The sequence below is a fragment of the Limosilactobacillus vaginalis DSM 5837 = ATCC 49540 genome (genome assembly GCF_000159435.1).
Lineage (GTDB): Bacteria > Bacillota > Bacilli > Lactobacillales > Lactobacillaceae > Limosilactobacillus > Limosilactobacillus vaginalis.
Genome location: NZ_GG693413.1, coordinates 353,923 through 370,735, shown reverse-complemented (window position 1 = coordinate 370,735; position 16,813 = coordinate 353,923). Strand labels below are relative to the sequence as shown.

General features: G+C 43.2%; 15 protein-coding genes and 1 riboswitch. Of the genes, 10 read left to right on the top strand and 5 right to left on the bottom strand.

Going from position 1 to position 16,813, the window contains the following annotated elements; genetic code table 11:
• Positions 1 to 29: 29 nt before the first annotated feature.
• The 3 genes from dapF to HMPREF0549_RS04910 form a co-directional block, all read right to left on the bottom strand.
• On the bottom strand, positions 30 to 1,019 hold the full coding sequence (gene dapF / locus HMPREF0549_RS04920; protein ID WP_003717163.1) for a diaminopimelate epimerase: 990 nt from the start codon (positions 1,017 to 1,019) through the stop codon (positions 30 to 32).
• Positions 1,020 to 1,029: 10 nt separating this feature from the next.
• Positions 1,030 to 2,394 (bottom strand): aspartate kinase, encoded by a 1,365-nt coding sequence (locus tag HMPREF0549_RS04915; protein ID WP_040531245.1) that lies wholly within the window; start codon positions 2,392 to 2,394, stop codon positions 1,030 to 1,032.
• Positions 2,395 to 2,821: 427 nt separating this feature from the next.
• Entirely contained in the window at positions 2,822 to 4,129 is a 1,308-nt protein-coding gene (locus HMPREF0549_RS04910) for an NCS2 family permease (protein ID WP_003717161.1), read from the bottom strand.
• Between the two features lie 199 nt (positions 4,130 to 4,328).
• Positions 4,329 to 4,508: riboswitch (Lysine riboswitch) on the top strand.
• Positions 4,509 to 4,598: 90 nt separating this feature from the next.
• Between HMPREF0549_RS04910 and lysA the strand changes: the two genes are divergently transcribed.
• From lysA to asd, 7 genes are read left to right on the top strand one after another with little or no spacing between them, the layout of a single operon-like run.
• On the top strand, positions 4,599 to 5,909 hold the full coding sequence (gene lysA / locus HMPREF0549_RS04905) for a diaminopimelate decarboxylase (protein WP_040531243.1): 1,311 nt from the start codon (positions 4,599 to 4,601) through the stop codon (positions 5,907 to 5,909).
• Between the two features lie 36 nt (positions 5,910 to 5,945).
• The gene (gene dapD / locus HMPREF0549_RS04900; protein WP_003717159.1) at positions 5,946 to 6,656 is read left to right on the top strand and encodes a 2,3,4,5-tetrahydropyridine-2,6-dicarboxylate N-acetyltransferase; all 711 of its coding nucleotides are present in this window, start codon (positions 5,946 to 5,948) and stop codon (positions 6,654 to 6,656) included.
• Between the two features lie 9 nt (positions 6,657 to 6,665).
• Entirely contained in the window at positions 6,666 to 7,811 is a 1,146-nt protein-coding gene (locus HMPREF0549_RS04895) for an N-acetyldiaminopimelate deacetylase (RefSeq protein WP_003717158.1), read from the top strand.
• 15 nt (positions 7,812 to 7,826) lie between these two features.
• Positions 7,827 to 8,744: a 4-hydroxy-tetrahydrodipicolinate synthase gene (gene dapA, locus HMPREF0549_RS04890; RefSeq protein WP_040531241.1), complete on the top strand. Its 918-nt coding sequence runs from the start codon at positions 7,827 to 7,829 to the stop codon at positions 8,742 to 8,744.
• Between the two features lie 19 nt (positions 8,745 to 8,763).
• A complete protein-coding gene (gene dapB, locus HMPREF0549_RS04885) occupies positions 8,764 to 9,543 on the top strand; it encodes a 4-hydroxy-tetrahydrodipicolinate reductase (protein ID WP_003717156.1) in 780 nt (259 codons plus the stop codon).
• A gap of 12 nt (positions 9,544 to 9,555) precedes the next feature.
• On the top strand, positions 9,556 to 10,740 hold the full coding sequence (locus tag HMPREF0549_RS04880; RefSeq protein WP_003717155.1) for an aminotransferase class I/II-fold pyridoxal phosphate-dependent enzyme: 1,185 nt from the start codon (positions 9,556 to 9,558) through the stop codon (positions 10,738 to 10,740).
• 18 nt (positions 10,741 to 10,758) lie between these two features.
• Entirely contained in the window at positions 10,759 to 11,856 is a 1,098-nt protein-coding gene (gene asd, locus HMPREF0549_RS04875) for an aspartate-semialdehyde dehydrogenase (protein WP_040531239.1), read from the top strand.
• Between the two features lie 67 nt (positions 11,857 to 11,923).
• Here the strand turns inward: asd and HMPREF0549_RS04870 are convergent, their stop codons facing one another.
• Together HMPREF0549_RS04870 and HMPREF0549_RS04865 are read right to left on the bottom strand one after the other, a co-directional pair.
• The gene (locus HMPREF0549_RS04870; protein ID WP_003717153.1) at positions 11,924 to 14,458 is read right to left on the bottom strand and encodes a M1 family metallopeptidase; all 2,535 of its coding nucleotides are present in this window, start codon (positions 14,456 to 14,458) and stop codon (positions 11,924 to 11,926) included.
• A 120-nt stretch (positions 14,459 to 14,578) separates the two neighbouring features.
• Entirely contained in the window at positions 14,579 to 14,968 is a 390-nt protein-coding gene (locus tag HMPREF0549_RS04865; RefSeq protein WP_003717152.1) for a ribonuclease HI family protein, read from the bottom strand.
• A 39-nt stretch (positions 14,969 to 15,007) separates the two neighbouring features.
• Between HMPREF0549_RS04865 and HMPREF0549_RS04860 the strand changes: the two genes are divergently transcribed.
• From HMPREF0549_RS04860 to HMPREF0549_RS04850, 3 genes are read left to right on the top strand one after another with little or no spacing between them, the layout of a single operon-like run.
• A complete protein-coding gene (locus HMPREF0549_RS04860) occupies positions 15,008 to 15,409 on the top strand; it encodes an EbsA family protein (protein ID WP_040531235.1) in 402 nt (133 codons plus the stop codon).
• Positions 15,406 to 15,858, top strand: a complete 453-nt coding sequence (gene lspA / locus HMPREF0549_RS04855; protein WP_003717150.1) for a signal peptidase II — start codon at positions 15,406 to 15,408, stop codon at positions 15,856 to 15,858. Before HMPREF0549_RS04860 ends, lspA begins: the two co-directional genes overlap by 4 nt.
• Positions 15,855 to 16,772, top strand: a complete 918-nt coding sequence (locus HMPREF0549_RS04850) for an RluA family pseudouridine synthase (protein ID WP_003717149.1) — start codon at positions 15,855 to 15,857, stop codon at positions 16,770 to 16,772. Before lspA ends, HMPREF0549_RS04850 begins: the two co-directional genes overlap by 4 nt.
• Positions 16,773 to 16,813: the final 41 nt, after the last annotated feature.

Sequence of the window (16,813 nt, the reverse complement as noted above, 5' to 3'; positions counted from 1 at the left end):
AGTATCGCAAGCCCTAAATGGATAATTATTTAAAATCCTGGTTTATCCAAGTTGTTAATGAATTTAAGATAGTTTTCTTGTTCGCCAGTAGGGACTACTTTAGAATTTTGATCCGTAATTGTTGCACTATGTAAGGACTCTTCAGAAACCGCAATACGATGGGTAAATGTTGCATTACCAATCAGCTCAATCCAGTAACGGTGATTTTCATGATGAAGAATTGTCCGGACCATTCCTCCTGGGTTGAAAACAGTAATCGGCTTACCAAAACTAGCTAATTCAGGATGAATGAGGGCAAATGCTAAGGAAGTAGCAGACATTCCCGTACCACATGCATTTGTAAAGCCCACACCACGTTCATAAGTCTTTACAAAAATCTTATTTGGCCCAAGAATATGACCGAAGTTAACGTTTACCCCATCCGAGAAGTAAGGATTTTCACCATTAAGCCATTCACCCAGCGGTCCCAGTTCCTTGAAGCCATTTTCATCGACAAATGAGATCAAGTGTGGGTTAGGGACAGCAATGCCTGAAAAGCGGTAGCCAGGGAGAAGTTCTGGAACAAGGGTATTTAACAAACGATCATGACCTAAGTGATCATAGGGTAAGGCTTCCTTATTAAAACGAACAGGTGAAATCTCAACGGCAAATGCAGGCACACCAGAAGCTAAGTCGGGTTGCTTCCTGACTCTTAGACTGGCATCCATTGTATCAACCTTAAAATCTTCTAGGTTGTCACGTTCAGCGACATAACGGGCAACGGTTCGCAGTCCATTACCGCACATGGATGCTTCACTGCCGTCAGCGTTAATTACTCGCATTTGAGCGGTGGCTCCTTCACGGACAGGCCGATTAACCACTAAAACACCGTCAGCGCCACCCAGGAGGCCATGCTCCTTGCTAGTAATTTGCTGGGCAAGGGCAACTAACTCATCATCGGTTAATTCTCGTTGGAGTTTGGTTTGGTCCAGAATAAAGAAACAATTCTGAGAACCATGAACTTTTAATAATTCAGTCATAAATTTCCTCCTAGTTAACAAAAAAGCGGTGGTAAATTGCACGAACTGCAGCATCTGCGTCTTGGTTATATGTCCCAATCATAATCGCAATTCGGGAAGCCCCCATGTTAATCATTGGTACAGCGATATGCTTTTCGGCAAGGGGATTCAAGATGTCATTGATAACACCGGTCCGATTACGCATCCCTTCGCCAACTACCATTGTAATTGCGTAGTTATCAATCCATTCTAAACGATCAGGATTGATTTCTTCCTGAATTTCGTTGCAAATAATATCAACTAGCTCATCATCGAGTTCCTTCTTATCAAAAATAATTGTAATATCGTCAATCCCTGAAGGCATGTGTTCGTATGAAACATCATGGCGAGCGAGAATTTCAAGAATGCGTAAAGTGAATCCGGATTCTTTATTCAGTAAGTATTTATGTAAGTATAAGGCCGCAAAGTGCTTTCCGCTAACGACTCCCGTAATAATATCAGTTGGTTGGAAAGAGTGGTCAGGAACAATCAGTGTACCCGGTTTTTCAGGGTTATTAGTATTTTTAACGTTGATTGGAACATTTCCTTGGATTGCTGGAATTAACGCTTCATCATGGAATACAGAGAAACCAGCATAGGAAAGTTCCCGCATTTCGCGATAGGTCATCTTTGCAATTGGTTGAGGATCTTTAACTACATTTGGGTTAGCGGAGTAGATTGCATCAACGTCGGTGAAATTCTCATACATTTCAGCATGTAGTCCCCGTGCAAGAATCGCTCCGGTAATATCAGAACCACCCCGCGAGAAGGTTGCAATATGACCAGCAAGCGTAATTCCGTAAAAACCAGGGAAAACGATAATGTCATGCTTGCTAAAAGAAAAGTTGGCTAATCGTGCATAAGTTTCTGGAATCACAGTAGCATTATTTGGCGTCCCAGCGACCTTTAAGCCCACTTCTTCGGGAGTGACAAACCGGGCAGGATGGCCGAGGCGGTTAAGAACCAATGACATTAACTCGGCATTTAGTCGTTCACCATGAGCCTTAAAAGCGGCCAGCAGGTAATTATTATTAGGGTAATTCCCATTAGGTAAATTAGCGAGTCGCTCAACTAGCGGTTGCATTTGCCCGCTTGGAAGATCAAAATAATCCGCGATTGCTTGGTAGCGATCTAGAATAGTTTTGCGAACGACCATGGCTTCCTGATCGTCATTCTTAATAATTGCATGTGCATATTTAATTAAGAGATCGGTTACCTTAATATCATCCGCATTTCTTTTCCCAGGGGCTGAAGTAACCACTACTCGCCGTTCAGGATCACTCGTAATAATCTTAATTGCGTGTTCATAACTGGCCCCATCAGCTAATGAACTACCACCAAATTTAACTACTTTCATTCTCAATTCTCCTTCTTGCATGAGAACCCCACGCAAACTTTTTAATCGAATTTTAACATTGATTGATAAATATGCAAGAGAAAAATAGAGTGTGAGCCCGTTAAAACCTTCCGGTGGCTAACGATTTCTCCACTGAACGATGATTTATCATCGGAAGTGGAGGTCGTTAGCTCGAGGAAGGTTAGGGCGAACCGATCTTGACTATGTAGCAGTAGAAGAAACTCGGACGAAGCATATTTTGACACAGTTGCATTAGAACGTTAACCCCATAAAGAGATCAAAAAAGACTAGGCTGAAATCAACCTAGTCATAACGTGCTTACCGTGACCGCAACTTCCGCCTAGTGATCTCGTCCTTGATTGTTGCCAATCATCGTCCGAGATTTCCTAGTGCTCAGTTGCTAATCCGTCACGGCTCGCACTTCCTTCTACTTCATATTCGTTATTCCAAAGAACAGAATAAAGATAACGAAGAGGGCGTACATCATTGGTGAGACGTCTTTGTGGTGCTTGGAAGCAATCATGGTAATTGGGTAAGCGATCATACCAAGGGCTAAACCATCGGAAATGGAGTAGGTTAATGGCATTCCGACCACAACAAGAAAGGCAGGAAAGGCCACTTCAAAGCGATCCCAGTTAATGTACTTCAGATTATTTGCCATTAGGACCCCGACAATAATTAATGCTGGTGCGGTGACCGTTGTTGGAATTACCGCTAGCAGAGGACTAAAGATCATGGAAATCAAGAATAGAATACCGACAAAGACAGCGGTTAATCCTGTTCGACCACCCATGGCAATTCCGGCACTGGATTCAACGGAAGTTCCTAGCGGTGCGGTACCACAAATTGCCCCTTCAACCATGGCAAGAGAGTCAGAGAGGAAGGCCTTACCGATCCGGGGAATCTTACCATTCTTATCAACCATTCCAGCTTGCTGGGTCATTCCAATTAATGTTCCTGCAGTATCGAAGAAGGTAACTAACAGGAAGGTGAGGACAACCATAAATAGCTGTGGTGTATTAATGTCCTTTAAGTGGAAGATAGCGTGACCAAATGTCGGGGCCATGCTTGGTGCTGTAGAGATGATTCCGTGAGGTAGCGGGATTTGACCGATGCACATCCCGAAAATAGCGGTAACGATCATTCCGATAAAGATTGACCCCGGTACGCGGGCAGCCATTAAAATGACGGTTAGGATTAAACCAAAGAGGGTTAACCAAACATCTGGATTACCAAATGAGCCAAGACCAACCAGGGATGATGAATTGTTAACGATTAGTTTACCGTTTTGTAAACCGATGAATGCGATGAATAACCCAATCCCAGCAGAAATCGCGTATTTAATATCTTGTGGAATCGCATCAACCACTTTTTCCCGCAACTTTAGGATTGTAATTAAAATAAATAGGAATGAGGCTACGAGGACACTGGCTAAGGCTGTCTGCCAGTTAATGTGCATACCGATAACAACATTATAGGTAAAGAAAGCAGCACTTCCTAGCGTTGGCGCTAAGGCAATTGGGTAGTTGGCGATTAATCCCATTAAGAAACATCCGACTGCGGTTGCGACTGCGGTAACCGTAAAGGCGGCACCCTTGTTAATTCCTGCCGCATGCAGGATGTTCGGGTTAACAAATAGAATATATGACAAACTCACGAAGGTCGTCAGGGCAGCAATTAATTCGCCCTTGACGGTGGTATGAGCGTCACTTAAATGAAAGATCCGTTCTAACACGATCAATTCTCCTCTTCTTTAAATAAATTTAAAAACTTATTCCTACTAGAATATCACAGAATGCTGGCTAATGATTGCCAAACTTGAAGATTGACTAAATATGAAAGGAATATACAATTACTAATGAAATTTAATTAAATAAATATGAGAAAATTTAATGATTTCGTTGACATTCTAATCTAATAACTTTATTATATTTATAAATCGAAGAGGCGCGGCCAACACCAGTAATCAATTTTAGCCTGCCAAGCAATGAGGATTGATGAACAGGGCGGTCGCCGAAGTACTTAACTTGGCACGGTTAAGGCACTGGGGCGTGGCTGAATAAGTTACGGACTGTCGTGGGACAATATCAGCCCACGTTGCGCTATCGACAAAACGGATAAAATGCATCCACTGTTTGTCTTCGCGCAGACAGTGGATTTTTTTATCACTTTGTTTTCCCCGAATGAGTAATGGAGGAATGAGTATGAATCAACAAATTACAGCTGACCAGTTGAATGACGCGGGACACCTGATGATAGGTGGTTGTGATTCAATTGAATTAGCTCATGAGTACGGAACGCCATTAGTTGTTTACGATGTTTCCCAAATTCGCCAGCAAATTCGAAGCTTCCGGCGAGTATTTGATGCTAACCACGTTGATTATGCAGTCAGCTATGCAAGTAAGGCTTTTGCCGCAATTGCAATGTACCAGGTTGCTGCCGCTGAAGGAGCTCACGTTGATGTTGTTTCGGCAGGGGAACTTTATACAGCAATTAAGGCTGACTTCCCGATCGAACGAGTAAGTTTCCATGGTAATAACAAGTCGCGTGAAGAACTGGAAATGGCAATCGACCACCATGTTGGGACAATCATGATTGATAACTTCCATGAGATTGAATTATTAGCCACGGTGCTTGAAGAACGCAATGAATCCGTTGACGTAATGCTAAGAATCACTCCCGGAATTTCAGCTCATACAAATAAATACATCCAAACCGGGCAAGTTGATAGCAAGTTTGGCTTCGATCTTCAATCTGGTCAAGCGGATGAAGCATTGCAAAAGGTTTTGGCTAATCCGCGAATGAAGATGCGTGGCCTTCATGCTCATATTGGTTCACAAATCTTTGAATTAGCAGGATTTGAAGGTGTGGCAAAGAAGTTAGTTGAAGTTGCCGCTCATTGGCGAGATGAATTTGGCTATGAAGCACAGGTAATTAACGTTGGTGGTGGCTTTGGGATTCGTTACGTCGCTGCTGATCACCCCCTCAAACCCGAAGAATTTGTCGATGCGATTATCAAAGCAATTAAAAAGGAAACCGCTGAAAAAGGACTCTCGATGCCGGCAATTTGGATTGAACCAGGACGGTCAATTGTTGGACCAGCAGGATATAACCTCTATACAGTTGGTTCCCGCAAGGATGTGCCGGGTCTGAAACCATACGTCACGGTTGACGGGGGGATGGGTGACAATATTCGTCCAGCACTCTATCAAGCTGAATACGAAACCGTTTTGGCAAGCAATCCGCAAGCACCAATCAAGGAACATGTCCGCCTTGCCGGAAAGTACTGTGAATCTGGTGATATTTTAGCCCAGGATCAAGGATTACCGGAAACTCAGCCAGGTGACGTTCTTGCCATGCTTGATACTGGTGCTTATGGTTATTCAATGGCTTCAAATTATAACCGTAATCCCCGTCCAGCAGTTGTCTTTGCAGAAGATGGCAAGGCTCAGCTTGTGATTGAGCGGGAGTCTTTAGCTGACTTGGTTCACTTAGATCGTAAATATCAACAATAATGACTAGTAAATAATAGGAAGAGAGAGGTAACAACAATGGCTGAATTAGATGCGCAAGCGATTATTAACTACATTGGCAATGCTCCGAAGAAAACACCCGTAAAGGTTTATTTAAAGGGAAACTTAAGTGAAATTAACTTTCCAGAAGAAGTGCAATCATTTGTTGACGATCATACCGGTGTAATTTTCGGTGATTGGTCAGTGGTTGAACCATTATTAAAAGAAAACGCTGATTTGATTGCTGATTACCATATTGAAAATGATTGTCGTAATTCTGCAGTTCCCTTGCTTGATTTGAAGGGAATTAATGCCCGGATTGAACCAGGAGCAACCATTCGTGACAAGGTTCTAATTGGGAACAATGCCGTTATTATGATGGGAGCAACAATTAATATTGGTGCTGAAATTGGTGATGACACGATGATTGATATGGGGGTAATCCTTGGTGGCCGAGCAATTGTTGGCAAGCATTGTCATATCGGTGCGGGAACCGTTCTTGCTGGAGTTGTTGAACCAGCATCAGCTCAACCGGTGCGGATTGACGATAACGTGTTAATCGGCGCTAATGCCGTGGTTATTGAAGGAGTTCATGTTGGTGAAGGTGCTGTTGTCGCTGCCGGAGCAATCGTTACCCATGACGTTGAGCCGCATACAATGGTTGCCGGGGTTCCAGCTAAGTTTGTCAAAAAGGTTGATGCCAAGACTGAAAGTAAGACCGGCTTAGAAGACGACTTGCGGAAGTTATAGGAGCGCAAAATGTTAAGCGAAAGTGATTTAATTAAGATTCGTCGTCATCTTCATCAGATTCCGGAATTAGCACTTCAGGAAACTGAAACTCACCAGTTCCTTTTAGAAACGGTAAAGGCGATGGATCAAGAATTCTTAGAAATTCGTAATCCGGATGAGTTGCCAACTTCAATGATGGTGTTAGTTCACGGCTTTGATCCGCAACGGACAATTGGCTATCGCACGGATATTGACGCTTTGCCGGTAGAAGAACAGACTGGTTTGCCATATTCTTCTCAGCACCCGGGAGTGATGCACGCCTGTGGACATGATATTCACATGACTGTGGCTTTAGGCGTCCTTTCCTACTTTAGTGAACACCAGCCCAAGGACAACCTACTCTTTTTCTTCCAACCAGCGGAAGAAAGCGAGAGTGGTGGTAAGCAATCATATGAACTAGGGCTATTTCATGGTCGCTGGTGTCCTGACGAATTTTATGGCTTACACGATAATCCAGATTTGCCTGCTGGGGCAATTGGTTGTCGAATGGGAACCCTATTTGCAGGGACAACTGAAGTGAATATTGACTTGACCGGAAAGGGTGGTCACGCTGCCTACCCGCAAGACGCTAATGATACAATTGTCGCGGCGGCAATGTTGATCAGCCAGGTGCAAACGGTAATTTCACGGAGTATTGACCCAATTCAAAGCGGGGTAGTTACTTTAGGAAAAATTGATGGCGGAACGATTCGGAATGTGATTGCTGGTCATACCCGAATTGAAGGGACAATTCGCGGACTAACCCAAAAGATGATTGAAACGATTGATCAGCGGTTAAAAGATATTTGTGAAGGAATCGGCCGAAGTTATAATATGACGGTTAATTTGGAATTAAACCAGGGTGGTTATTGGCCAGTTGAGAATAATTCTGAATTGACCAAGCGTTTTATCTCATACATGAAATCAACGCCCAGTGTAAACTTTATTGAGACTGAACCAGCAATGACCGGAGAAGACTTTGGCTTCCTTTTGGCAAAGTTTCCGGGAACGATGTTTTGGTTGGGAGTCGATGATGATTCGCAATTGCATTCGGCAACCTTAAAGCCAAAGAAAGAAGCCATTCAGCGCGGTGTTGACGCAATTACAGGTTTCTTGGAATATCGGATGACAGAATAATTGGAGGAAGAGAATATGACAACATTAGCAAATGCAGATTTATTAACAGCGATTGTAACGCCTTTTAATAGTGATAACGAGATCGACTTTAACGCATTAGAAAAGTTAACCAACTCATTGATTGACCGTGGTTGTAACGGCTTTGTCATCGGTGGAACTACTGGTGAAACTCCGGAACTAACCCATGATGAGAAGATTGCTTTATATACCCGGTTTGGGGAAATCGTTGATGGTCGGGTTCCTGTAATCGCTGGTACAGGAAGTAATAATCCTCAAGAAACAATTGCCCTCACTAATGAAGTTGGCCAAATTAACGGGATTGACTACGCTTTAGTAGTAGTACCACCTTACAACAAGCCAAACCAACGGGGGATGCTTGCCCACTTTAAGACGGTAGCAGACAACGTGAACTTGCCAATTATTATCTACAATATTCCAGGACGGACCGGCTCAAAGATGGCTCCAGAAACTGTCGTTGAACTTTCCCAACACCCAAATATCGCTGGAATTAAGCAGTGTGCACCACTAGAAGATATGGAATACATCATTGAACATAAGGCGGATGATTTCCTTGTCTTTACCGGTGAAGATGCCCAGGCATTGACTTCACGAGTATTAGGCGCTAATGGGGTTGTTTCAGTCGCTTCGCATATTTATGTTAAGGAAATGCGGCAAATGTTCGATGCCCTTTACCGTGGCGATTACAAGCTTGCCGGAAAGCTTCAGCGGTGGTTAACTCCACGGATGGCAGCATGCTTCATGTTCCCATCCCCATCTCCAGTCAAGGCCATTCTGAATGCCCAAGGCTTTAATGCTGGTGACTGCCGTCTGCCAATTCTTTCCCTTAATAAGGAAGAGCAGACTCAGCTCGAACAAGCACTCGACTTACCAGCTGACTCCTTAGAAAACAAGACACTTCCGTTAGACTTATAAAATGAAGGGAAGATAGCTAATGGCAAACGTATTAATTGCAGGGGCAACCGGTGCAATGGGGCAAAAGGCTGTTGAACTGGTTAACTCAATGGCAAATATGGAAATTACTGCTGTTTTAGCACCACATCTGGATGCTGCTGACCGTGAGCAATACCATTTAAGTGGGAATGTGAAGGTATTTAATTCATTAACGGATGTTGATCCGACGGTAGCGGATATTTGGCTTGACTTTACAGTTCCAAATGCCGTTTACGAGAACGTAAAGTATGCGTTGAATAATGGCTTATTGCCAGTTGTTGGGACGACCGGGTTGACTGATGAGCAAGAACAAGAATTGATTGAACTGAGTGAAAGTAAGCACCTTGGTGGCCTAATTGCGCCAAACTTCGGGATGTCAGCGGTTCTTTTAATGAAGTTTGCTCAAGAGGCAGCCAAGTACTTCCCAGATGTGGAAGTGATCGAAATGCACCATGCAGATAAAAAGGATGCGCCATCTGGGACTGCCTTGAGTACAGCAAAATTAATTGATCAGGTTCGTGAACCACACGAGAGCAATCCTGATGAAACCGAGTCCTTGGCTGGTGTTCGTGGTGGTGACTACCACGGAATTAAGATTCATTCTGTCCGCCTTCCTGGCTACATTGCTCATGAACAGGTCCTTTTTGGTGGTGCAGGTGAAGCATTGACAATTCGCCAGGACTCATTTGACCGACAATCCTTTATGAGTGGGGTTAAGGTTGCCCTAGAAAAGGTAGGTGACTTAGATCACCTTGTCGTTGGCCTTGAAAAGATCTTGTAGGAGGAATTTGAAATGCCAAAATTAGATCAACACTTAGAACAGGTTGTCAATCAGCGGGTTGCTGAATTACCTCCTGCACAGATTCGGGCATTTGATGATGAAATTTCCGCGATTCCGGGAATTGTTAAGTTAACTCTAGGCGAACCAGACTTTGATGTTCCGAAACACGTTAAGCAAGCAGCAATTGATAGCATTAATGACAATGATTCTCACTATTCAGCAAGTCGGGGAACATTACCGTTGCGTAAAGCAATCAGTGATTATCTAATGAAGACCCGGTCAGTTCATTATGATCCAGAAAAGGAGATCATCGTAACTGTTGGGGCAACTGAAGCGATTACGGCAACAACCTTTGCCCTGCTAAATCCTGGGGATGAGGTGATTATTCCGACACCAATCTTCTCCCTTTACTTTCCGAGTATTTCGCTTACGGGAGCAATACCAGTCAAGGTTGATACTTCAAATGATGGCTTTTTGCTAACTGCGGAACGATTAGAAAAGATCCTAAAGCGTGAGGGCAGCAAGGTTAAAGCAATCATTCTTAACTACCCGAATAATCCTACCGGGCGATGCTATTCCCGAGATGAACTAGTTTCGCTGGCAAAGGTAATTAAGGAGCATCACCTGCTAGCAGTTGTAGATGAGATTTATAGTGAATTGATTTATGATCAACCGTTTACCTCGTTAGCAACACTCCTTCCTGAACAGACGATTCTCATTAGCGGCTTGTCAAAATCCCATGCGATGACGGGCTGGCGATTAGGCTATGTGGCAGCTCCGCAAGACGCAATCAATCAAATCTCAAAGATGCATTCGTTCATGGTAACGGCACCAAACGATACTGCTCAGGCAGCAGCGCTTGAAGCCCTGACTAATGGCGCTGCTGATCCAGTTGAATTTAAGCAGCATTATCAAAAGCGTCGGGATCGCTTAGCAGGGGCAATGAAGAAGATGGGCTTTGAAATTGCGGTACCGGATGGTGCTTTCTATATCTTTGCGAAGATTCCGGAAGCGTTTGATAATGATGATTTCAAGTTTGCTCGGCAGTTAGCCCATGAAGCTAAGGTCGGGGTAATCCCTGGTCAAGCATTTGGCCCTGGTGGTGAAGGACACATTCGTCTTTCCTATGCCGCTTCGGACGACGATATTGAAACAGTAATTAGCCGGTTAGGATCCTTTATGGAACAGTTAAATTAAAGTAAGAAGGAATTTATGATGAGTGAAAAATTAAAAGTGGGTATTATCGGGGCAACGGGAATGGTTGGTCAGCGTTATGTTACCCTGCTTGCCAATCATCCCTGGTTCGAAGTGACAACGGTTGCTGCTAGTAAGCGGAGTGCTGGAAAAACGTATGGTGAAGCTGTCAATGGCCGTTGGAAGATGGGGGAAACGCCAATTCCAGAGGCAGTTAAGGATTTGACAGTACTTGATGCGGAAGACGTTGATGCGGTTGCGTCACAAGTTGACTTTATTTTTTCAGCAATTAACCTGGATAAGGCAGATACCCGGAAGCTGGAAGACGAGTATGCTAAGCACGAAATTCCAGTGGTTTCAAATAACAGTGCGCACCGCTGGACTCCCGACGTTCCGATGGTTGTTCCAGAAATTAATCCCGACCACATTGAAGTCATTAAGGCTCAGCAAGAACGGTTAGGAACCCAGCGTGGATTTGTTGCTGTTAAGCCAAATTGTTCAATTCAAAGCTATACGCCTGCAATCGCTGCTTGGCAGAAGTTTGAACCAACTCAGGTACTGGCTTGTACTTATCAAGCAATTTCCGGTGCTGGAAAAACTCTGGAGACTGCTCCTGAAATTCAAAATAACGTTATCCCATATATTCCTGGTGAAGAAGCTAAGTCTGAAGATGAACCACTAAAGATCTTTGGTCATCTTGATTCGGAAAAGAAAGAAATCGTGAAAGCACAATCTCCAGTAATTACGAGTCAATGCTTACGGGTTCCCGTACTCTATGGGCATACCGTTGCTACCTTTATTAACTTTAAGCAAAATCCAAGTAAGGAAGAATTGGTAGAAGCATTACAAGAATACAGCGGTGTTCCACAAGAGTTAGAATTGCCAAGTGCACCACGTCAATTTATTCAATACTTGAATGATGATGACCGTCCGCAAGTCCGTTATGACGTCAACTTTGAACACGGCATGGGGATTTCGATCGGTCGGCTTCGTCCTGACAAGATCTTTGATTGGAAGTTTGTTGGTTTATCCCATAACACTGCCCGGGGAGCTGCTGGTGGCGCAATTGAGCTTGCCGAACTCCTGGCTGCTAAGGGTTACCTTGAACCCCGTGATTAATAATATTTAAAATAAAAAGCGACTCAGAAGTTCTGAATCGCTTTTCATTTTTAAACGGTCTTATTTACTAACGATTAACCGACTCAAGTGCCTGAATTACGGCATTCTTTTCAGCTTGAATCAGCTTAACCTTACTTTCGATTACGCTAATATCCATGGTGATTTCACGCGTTAATCCTGGAGTATCAATCTTTGGTTCAAAGAACTGCTTGAATTCAGTTAATCGGGTTGGAGTATGGAATACGTTTGCGGTTACAGTGATGTAGGTTGCAAATTCCATATCACCACCAACGGTCTTTTCAAGCCAGTCCCAATCATTACGGATCCAATCCCAAGCAGCTTGTTGACCAGCATTATTTGCAAGAACGTTGCGGTACCAACCACGGAGATCTTGTGGTTTAATCGTATCCGCGTTTTCAAATTCACTAATTAGTTCGGTGATTAATGAATTATCTGGGGTACTGGTAATCGCACTGTTTAAGTCACCCTTATAACTAGCATCTGTCGTTTCGCGGTAATCTTCAAGAAATTCATTGAAGAGATCTTTGCTTCCGTAATGCTTAACCTCATTGCGCAATACTAGTGGCCGAATGTCGGCAGAGAGCTTTTCCAAACGCTGATGGTTATTAGTGAAGATTTCATGCGCAGCCCTAATTGCTTCTGAATTTTCTGCATAGAGAGCAGCTCCCAAGACGATTGGTCGTGTTAATTGATCGTCATTTGATTCACCAGCACGTGGTTCCCAACCGAGTCGACTAACTTGTTTAGCACTCAGTTGGTTAACGAACTTCTTGAGTGCCTTTTCTTCGGCACTGTCAGGGGTTACGAATTGCTTTAGCTTATTCACGATTGCATAGAGGGCAGTATTGACGATTTCTGAATGGCTATCAGCAAACTGCGGCAAGAGCGGAATAATGTCCGCGTAGTATAATTGCTGACCGTCAGCAAGGAGACGGAAATCTTGAAGAAGTTGCCGCTGATCAATCGCATTTAACTCATCAAGGTGATCGAGCAAATCATTCATTAAGGTTTGATCATACTTAACGATAAAGTGTGAATTATTACCAACATTGAGTCTGAATGGTTTGCCATTTTGTTGCCGTAATTCCTGGTAATTACCAAGGTTAATGGCCTTTTCCTTCATGATTTGCGGTGCTTCCTTGTAGTTAGCGTTTAATGGAATTTGCCATAAACGACCAGTGCCATGACCATCACCAATAAAGAATTGTTGCTGACTCAATTGAAGCTGCCCATCAACCGCTTTTGCCTCAACAACTGGGTAACCAGGTTGTTCAAGCCATGACTTCATGATGGCACCAATATCAAGGTTGGCAGCTTTACCGAGAGCATCCCAGAGATCCGCTCCAGTTGCATTATGGTACTTATGAGCTTCAAAGTAGTTCTTCAGCCCTTCACGTAAAGCATCATCGCCAATTAATGCCCGAACCATTACGAGCATCCGTGCACCCTTGGCATAGACAATTGCACCGTCAAATAAGGCATCAATCTCAGCAGGATTGTTAACTTGAACGTGGACCGGTTGAACACCATCAGTAGCGTCACGTTGCAAAGCCATTGGTGCTTCAGAAGTTTGGAATAGTTCCCAAATCTTCCATTCAGGATGGATTGCGTCTACTGCAACGTACTCCATCATGTTAGCAAAGCTTTCGTTAAGCCACAGATCATCCCACCACTTCATTGTGACCAGATCACCAAACCATTGGTGAGCCAGTTCGTGAGTAATAACGGTAGCAACAAGGCGCTTCATATCTAATGAAGTGTTGTCTGGATCGAGAAGGAGGTATGCTTCCCGGTATGTTACCAAGCCCCAGTTTTCCATTGCTCCCGCGGAAAAGTCAGGAAGCGCTAGTTGCCATGAGTGAGGCAGCGGGTATGGTGTTTGGTAGAACTTTTCATAGAATTCAATTGCCTGCTTTGCAATTCCAAGGGCAAAGTCCAGTTCTTTTGGTTGGTGAGCTTTGGTAGCAAAGACACCGACCTCAACACCGCTATCAGTAGTTGTCTTCTTGGATTGAAGTTCACCAAAAGCGAAGGCAACTAGGTAGGTGGACATCCGAACGGTTTGTTGGAAGTAGTGTACCCCAGCTGAAACGTGATCTTCTGGCATGTTAGCGATAATTGTTTCTCCCGGATGTTCATCGAATTTAATTGCTAAACTAAAAGTAGCCTTAGCTTCAGGCTCATCAACACAAGGGAATGCTTGACGAGCAAAGGTAGTTTCAAATTGAGTTCCAATAATTTGTTTCTTTTCACCGTCAACCTTGTAGTATGAAGGATAAATACCCATCATTGTGTCTGTTAATGGGGCGGAGTAATTAATTGTTAGGGTAACTTCTCCGGTTTCAGGTACGGTAATATTTACCGTTTCATTATCGTTATTCACAGTGAAGGGGACATCTTCACCGGTAATTTGAACAGCTGAGATCGTGAGGAATTTTTGGTTAACACTAATTTGACGGTCACTTGCATTTCCTGTAATGGTAGTGTTCCCAGTGATAGTTTTCTTTTCCCGATTGATATCAATAAAGACATCATAATGGGAAGGTTGAAATTTTTCATAAAGACGTTTAATTGTTGACATAAATTCACCAGTCCTTTACTTAACTGCTTTAACAAGTTCTTTTACCATTATACCGTAACTTGGTTCTTAGCTGAATAAGACAGCATTCTAACCTAAAATTTGCTATAATAGTGGGCGATTTCATTCAAGTTGTTGGAGAGCTTGATTGGCTAAATTATGGGCACCATGATTCTCCCGTTCGCTGACCCACTGGGTAACCACCGTTGTAAATTGACTAAGAAGCTGATTTAACTGTTTTAATTGTGATTGGTAATGTTTAGTATAATTTTTACCAATAGCATCGCTTAATAACCGACTATCGGTATAGAATAAAACTGTTTCCTGATGGTCATAATGGTCAACCAAGTACTGAAAACCAGCAATCGCCGCTGCAAACTCGCCTTCATGGTTTGTCGCAGATTCAAGAGTCTGCGAGAGCTGGTGTTGCTGGTGTTGATTAATAATTAGGATTCCCAATCCTGTTGGTCCGGGATTACCCTTAGTTGCAGCATCCGTATAAATTTTTAGCATAGAATTAATTCACCCCAATTGAAAGGAAAACTTTACTTTATGGAAGAAGAAACTCGTTATTTTTATCAACCCAACCTTACCACGACAATCATTAGCTGGTGCTGGACATTCTTGATTTTCATTGCTGGCCTAGTGGTTTGGCTTGAAATTACTCACTTTCAGTGGGTAACGGCCCTTCTCTTTTTGCTTTTTATTATTGTAACGCTTTTGGGAATTTTTCGGCGAACCGTGCTAATTACTCCAAGTAAAATGGTTTTTAGCAGAGTTTTGCAAAAAGACTACTTAGTAATCCCGTTAGCTGATATTCGTCAGCCACGCTTCACTAAGCATACGGTTAGTTTGACCGTCAATGGGGAAGTATTTAACTTTGCCTTTTCCAATAAGGCTATTCGACGCTTAAAACTGGCATTGAACAACTTAAAGGGGGAACAACAGGGATGATCTTTTTTAGCTACCTCTTATTGGTCCTCGCTTTAATCTGCCTTGATCAATGGCTGAAGATTTGGGTAAGTACTAATATTGCGTTGAGTCACAGCCAACACTTCATTCCCGGAGTCATGGATTTAACCAACCTTCATAACTATGGGGCTGCCTGGAGTATGTTTCAGGGGCAGCAACTGTTTTTCAGTATTGTAACGGTTGTTGTGATTGCGGGAATTGGCTATTGCTTTTGGCGATTTCGTCACCGTCACCCGATTTTACTGTGCCTGAGTTTAATTCTGGCAGGGGCAATTGGTAATTTTATTGACCGCTTGCTTCAGGGCTATGTCGTTGATATGTTTGAATTCTTACCAGTTAATTTCCCGGTGTTTAATATTGCGGATATGTGCCTAACGCTTGGGGTAATTATGCTGATTATTATTGTGCTTCGTGAGGATGATGAAAAGTGACAGATGAGTTGAAGTTAACGATTGACTCAGCGATGACTGGACGAATTGATAAAGAACTTGCCCACCATTTAACGGATATTTCGCGATCCCAATTGCAAAAATGGATTGAAGACGGTAACGTTACCGTAAATGGAGAGAAAGTTAAGCCCAAATATAAGCTTGTAGTTGGCGATAGGGTTGTTGTTCAACCTAAAAAACCACAAAAAATAGATTTAGAGCCAGAAAATATTCCTTTAGATATTGTGTATGAGGATGATGACGTGATTGTTGTTAATAAGCCACAAGGAATGGTAGTACACCCGGCTCCAGGGCACCCCAACCATACCCTGGTTAACGCTCTTCTATATCATTCACCCTTATCTACAATTAATGGTGAATTTCGTCCGGGAATTGTTCATCGGATCGATAAAGATACTTCTGGATTATTAATGATTGCTAAAAATGATCTTGCTCATCGGTCATTGGCTGCGCAATTAAAGGCAAAGACTAATGAGCGGGAATACGTTGCCCTAGTTCATGGGGTAATTAAAGAAGAGCGGGGGACGATTGACGCGCCACTTGGTCGATCAAAGAAGGATCGGAAAAAGCAGGCAGTGGTTGAGGATGGTCGTCATGCGGTGACCCATTTTAAAGTTTTGGAACTTTTCCAGCATTATACGCTAGTTAGCTGTCGGTTAGAAACCGGACGGACGCACCAGATTCGTGTTCACATGAAGTATATTGGGCACCCGCTAGCAGGTGATCCACTATATGGGCCACGGAAGACCCTTCCTGGTAATGGTCAATACCTTCATGCACGGTTGTTAGGGTTTAAACACCCCCGGACAGGTAAGCAGATGACTTTTACGTCACCGCTACCGGAGTATTTTCAAAAAATGATTGATCATTTAGAAAAAACGGATCGACCTTCATAGTGAATTATTGAACGCTTAGCAGACGATTTTTAAAATTTGCT

Coding starts and splice junctions, on each gene's coding strand:
- lysA (WP_040531243.1), top strand. CDS start 4,599: ATGAATCAACAAATTACAGCTGACCAGTTGAATGACGCGGGACACCTG.
- dapB (WP_003717156.1), top strand. CDS start 8,764: ATGGCAAACGTATTAATTGCAGGGGCAACCGGTGCAATGGGGCAAAAG.
- HMPREF0549_RS04860 (WP_040531235.1), top strand. CDS start 15,008: ATGGAAGAAGAAACTCGTTATTTTTATCAACCCAACCTTACCACGACA.
- dapF (WP_003717163.1), bottom strand. CDS start 1,019: ATGACTGAATTATTAAAAGTTCATGGTTCTCAGAATTGTTTCTTTATT.
- dapD (WP_003717159.1), top strand. CDS start 5,946: ATGGCTGAATTAGATGCGCAAGCGATTATTAACTACATTGGCAATGCT.
- HMPREF0549_RS04895 (WP_003717158.1), top strand. CDS start 6,666: ATGTTAAGCGAAAGTGATTTAATTAAGATTCGTCGTCATCTTCATCAG.
- HMPREF0549_RS04915 (WP_040531245.1), bottom strand. CDS start 2,394: ATGAAAGTAGTTAAATTTGGTGGTAGTTCATTAGCTGATGGGGCCAGT.
- asd (WP_040531239.1), top strand. CDS start 10,759: ATGAGTGAAAAATTAAAAGTGGGTATTATCGGGGCAACGGGAATGGTT.
- HMPREF0549_RS04880 (WP_003717155.1), top strand. CDS start 9,556: ATGCCAAAATTAGATCAACACTTAGAACAGGTTGTCAATCAGCGGGTT.
- HMPREF0549_RS04865 (WP_003717152.1), bottom strand. CDS start 14,968: ATGCTAAAAATTTATACGGATGCTGCAACTAAGGGTAATCCCGGACCA.
- HMPREF0549_RS04870 (WP_003717153.1), bottom strand. CDS start 14,458: ATGTCAACAATTAAACGTCTTTATGAAAAATTTCAACCTTCCCATTAT.
- dapA (WP_040531241.1), top strand. CDS start 7,827: ATGACAACATTAGCAAATGCAGATTTATTAACAGCGATTGTAACGCCT.
- lspA (WP_003717150.1), top strand. CDS start 15,406: ATGATCTTTTTTAGCTACCTCTTATTGGTCCTCGCTTTAATCTGCCTT.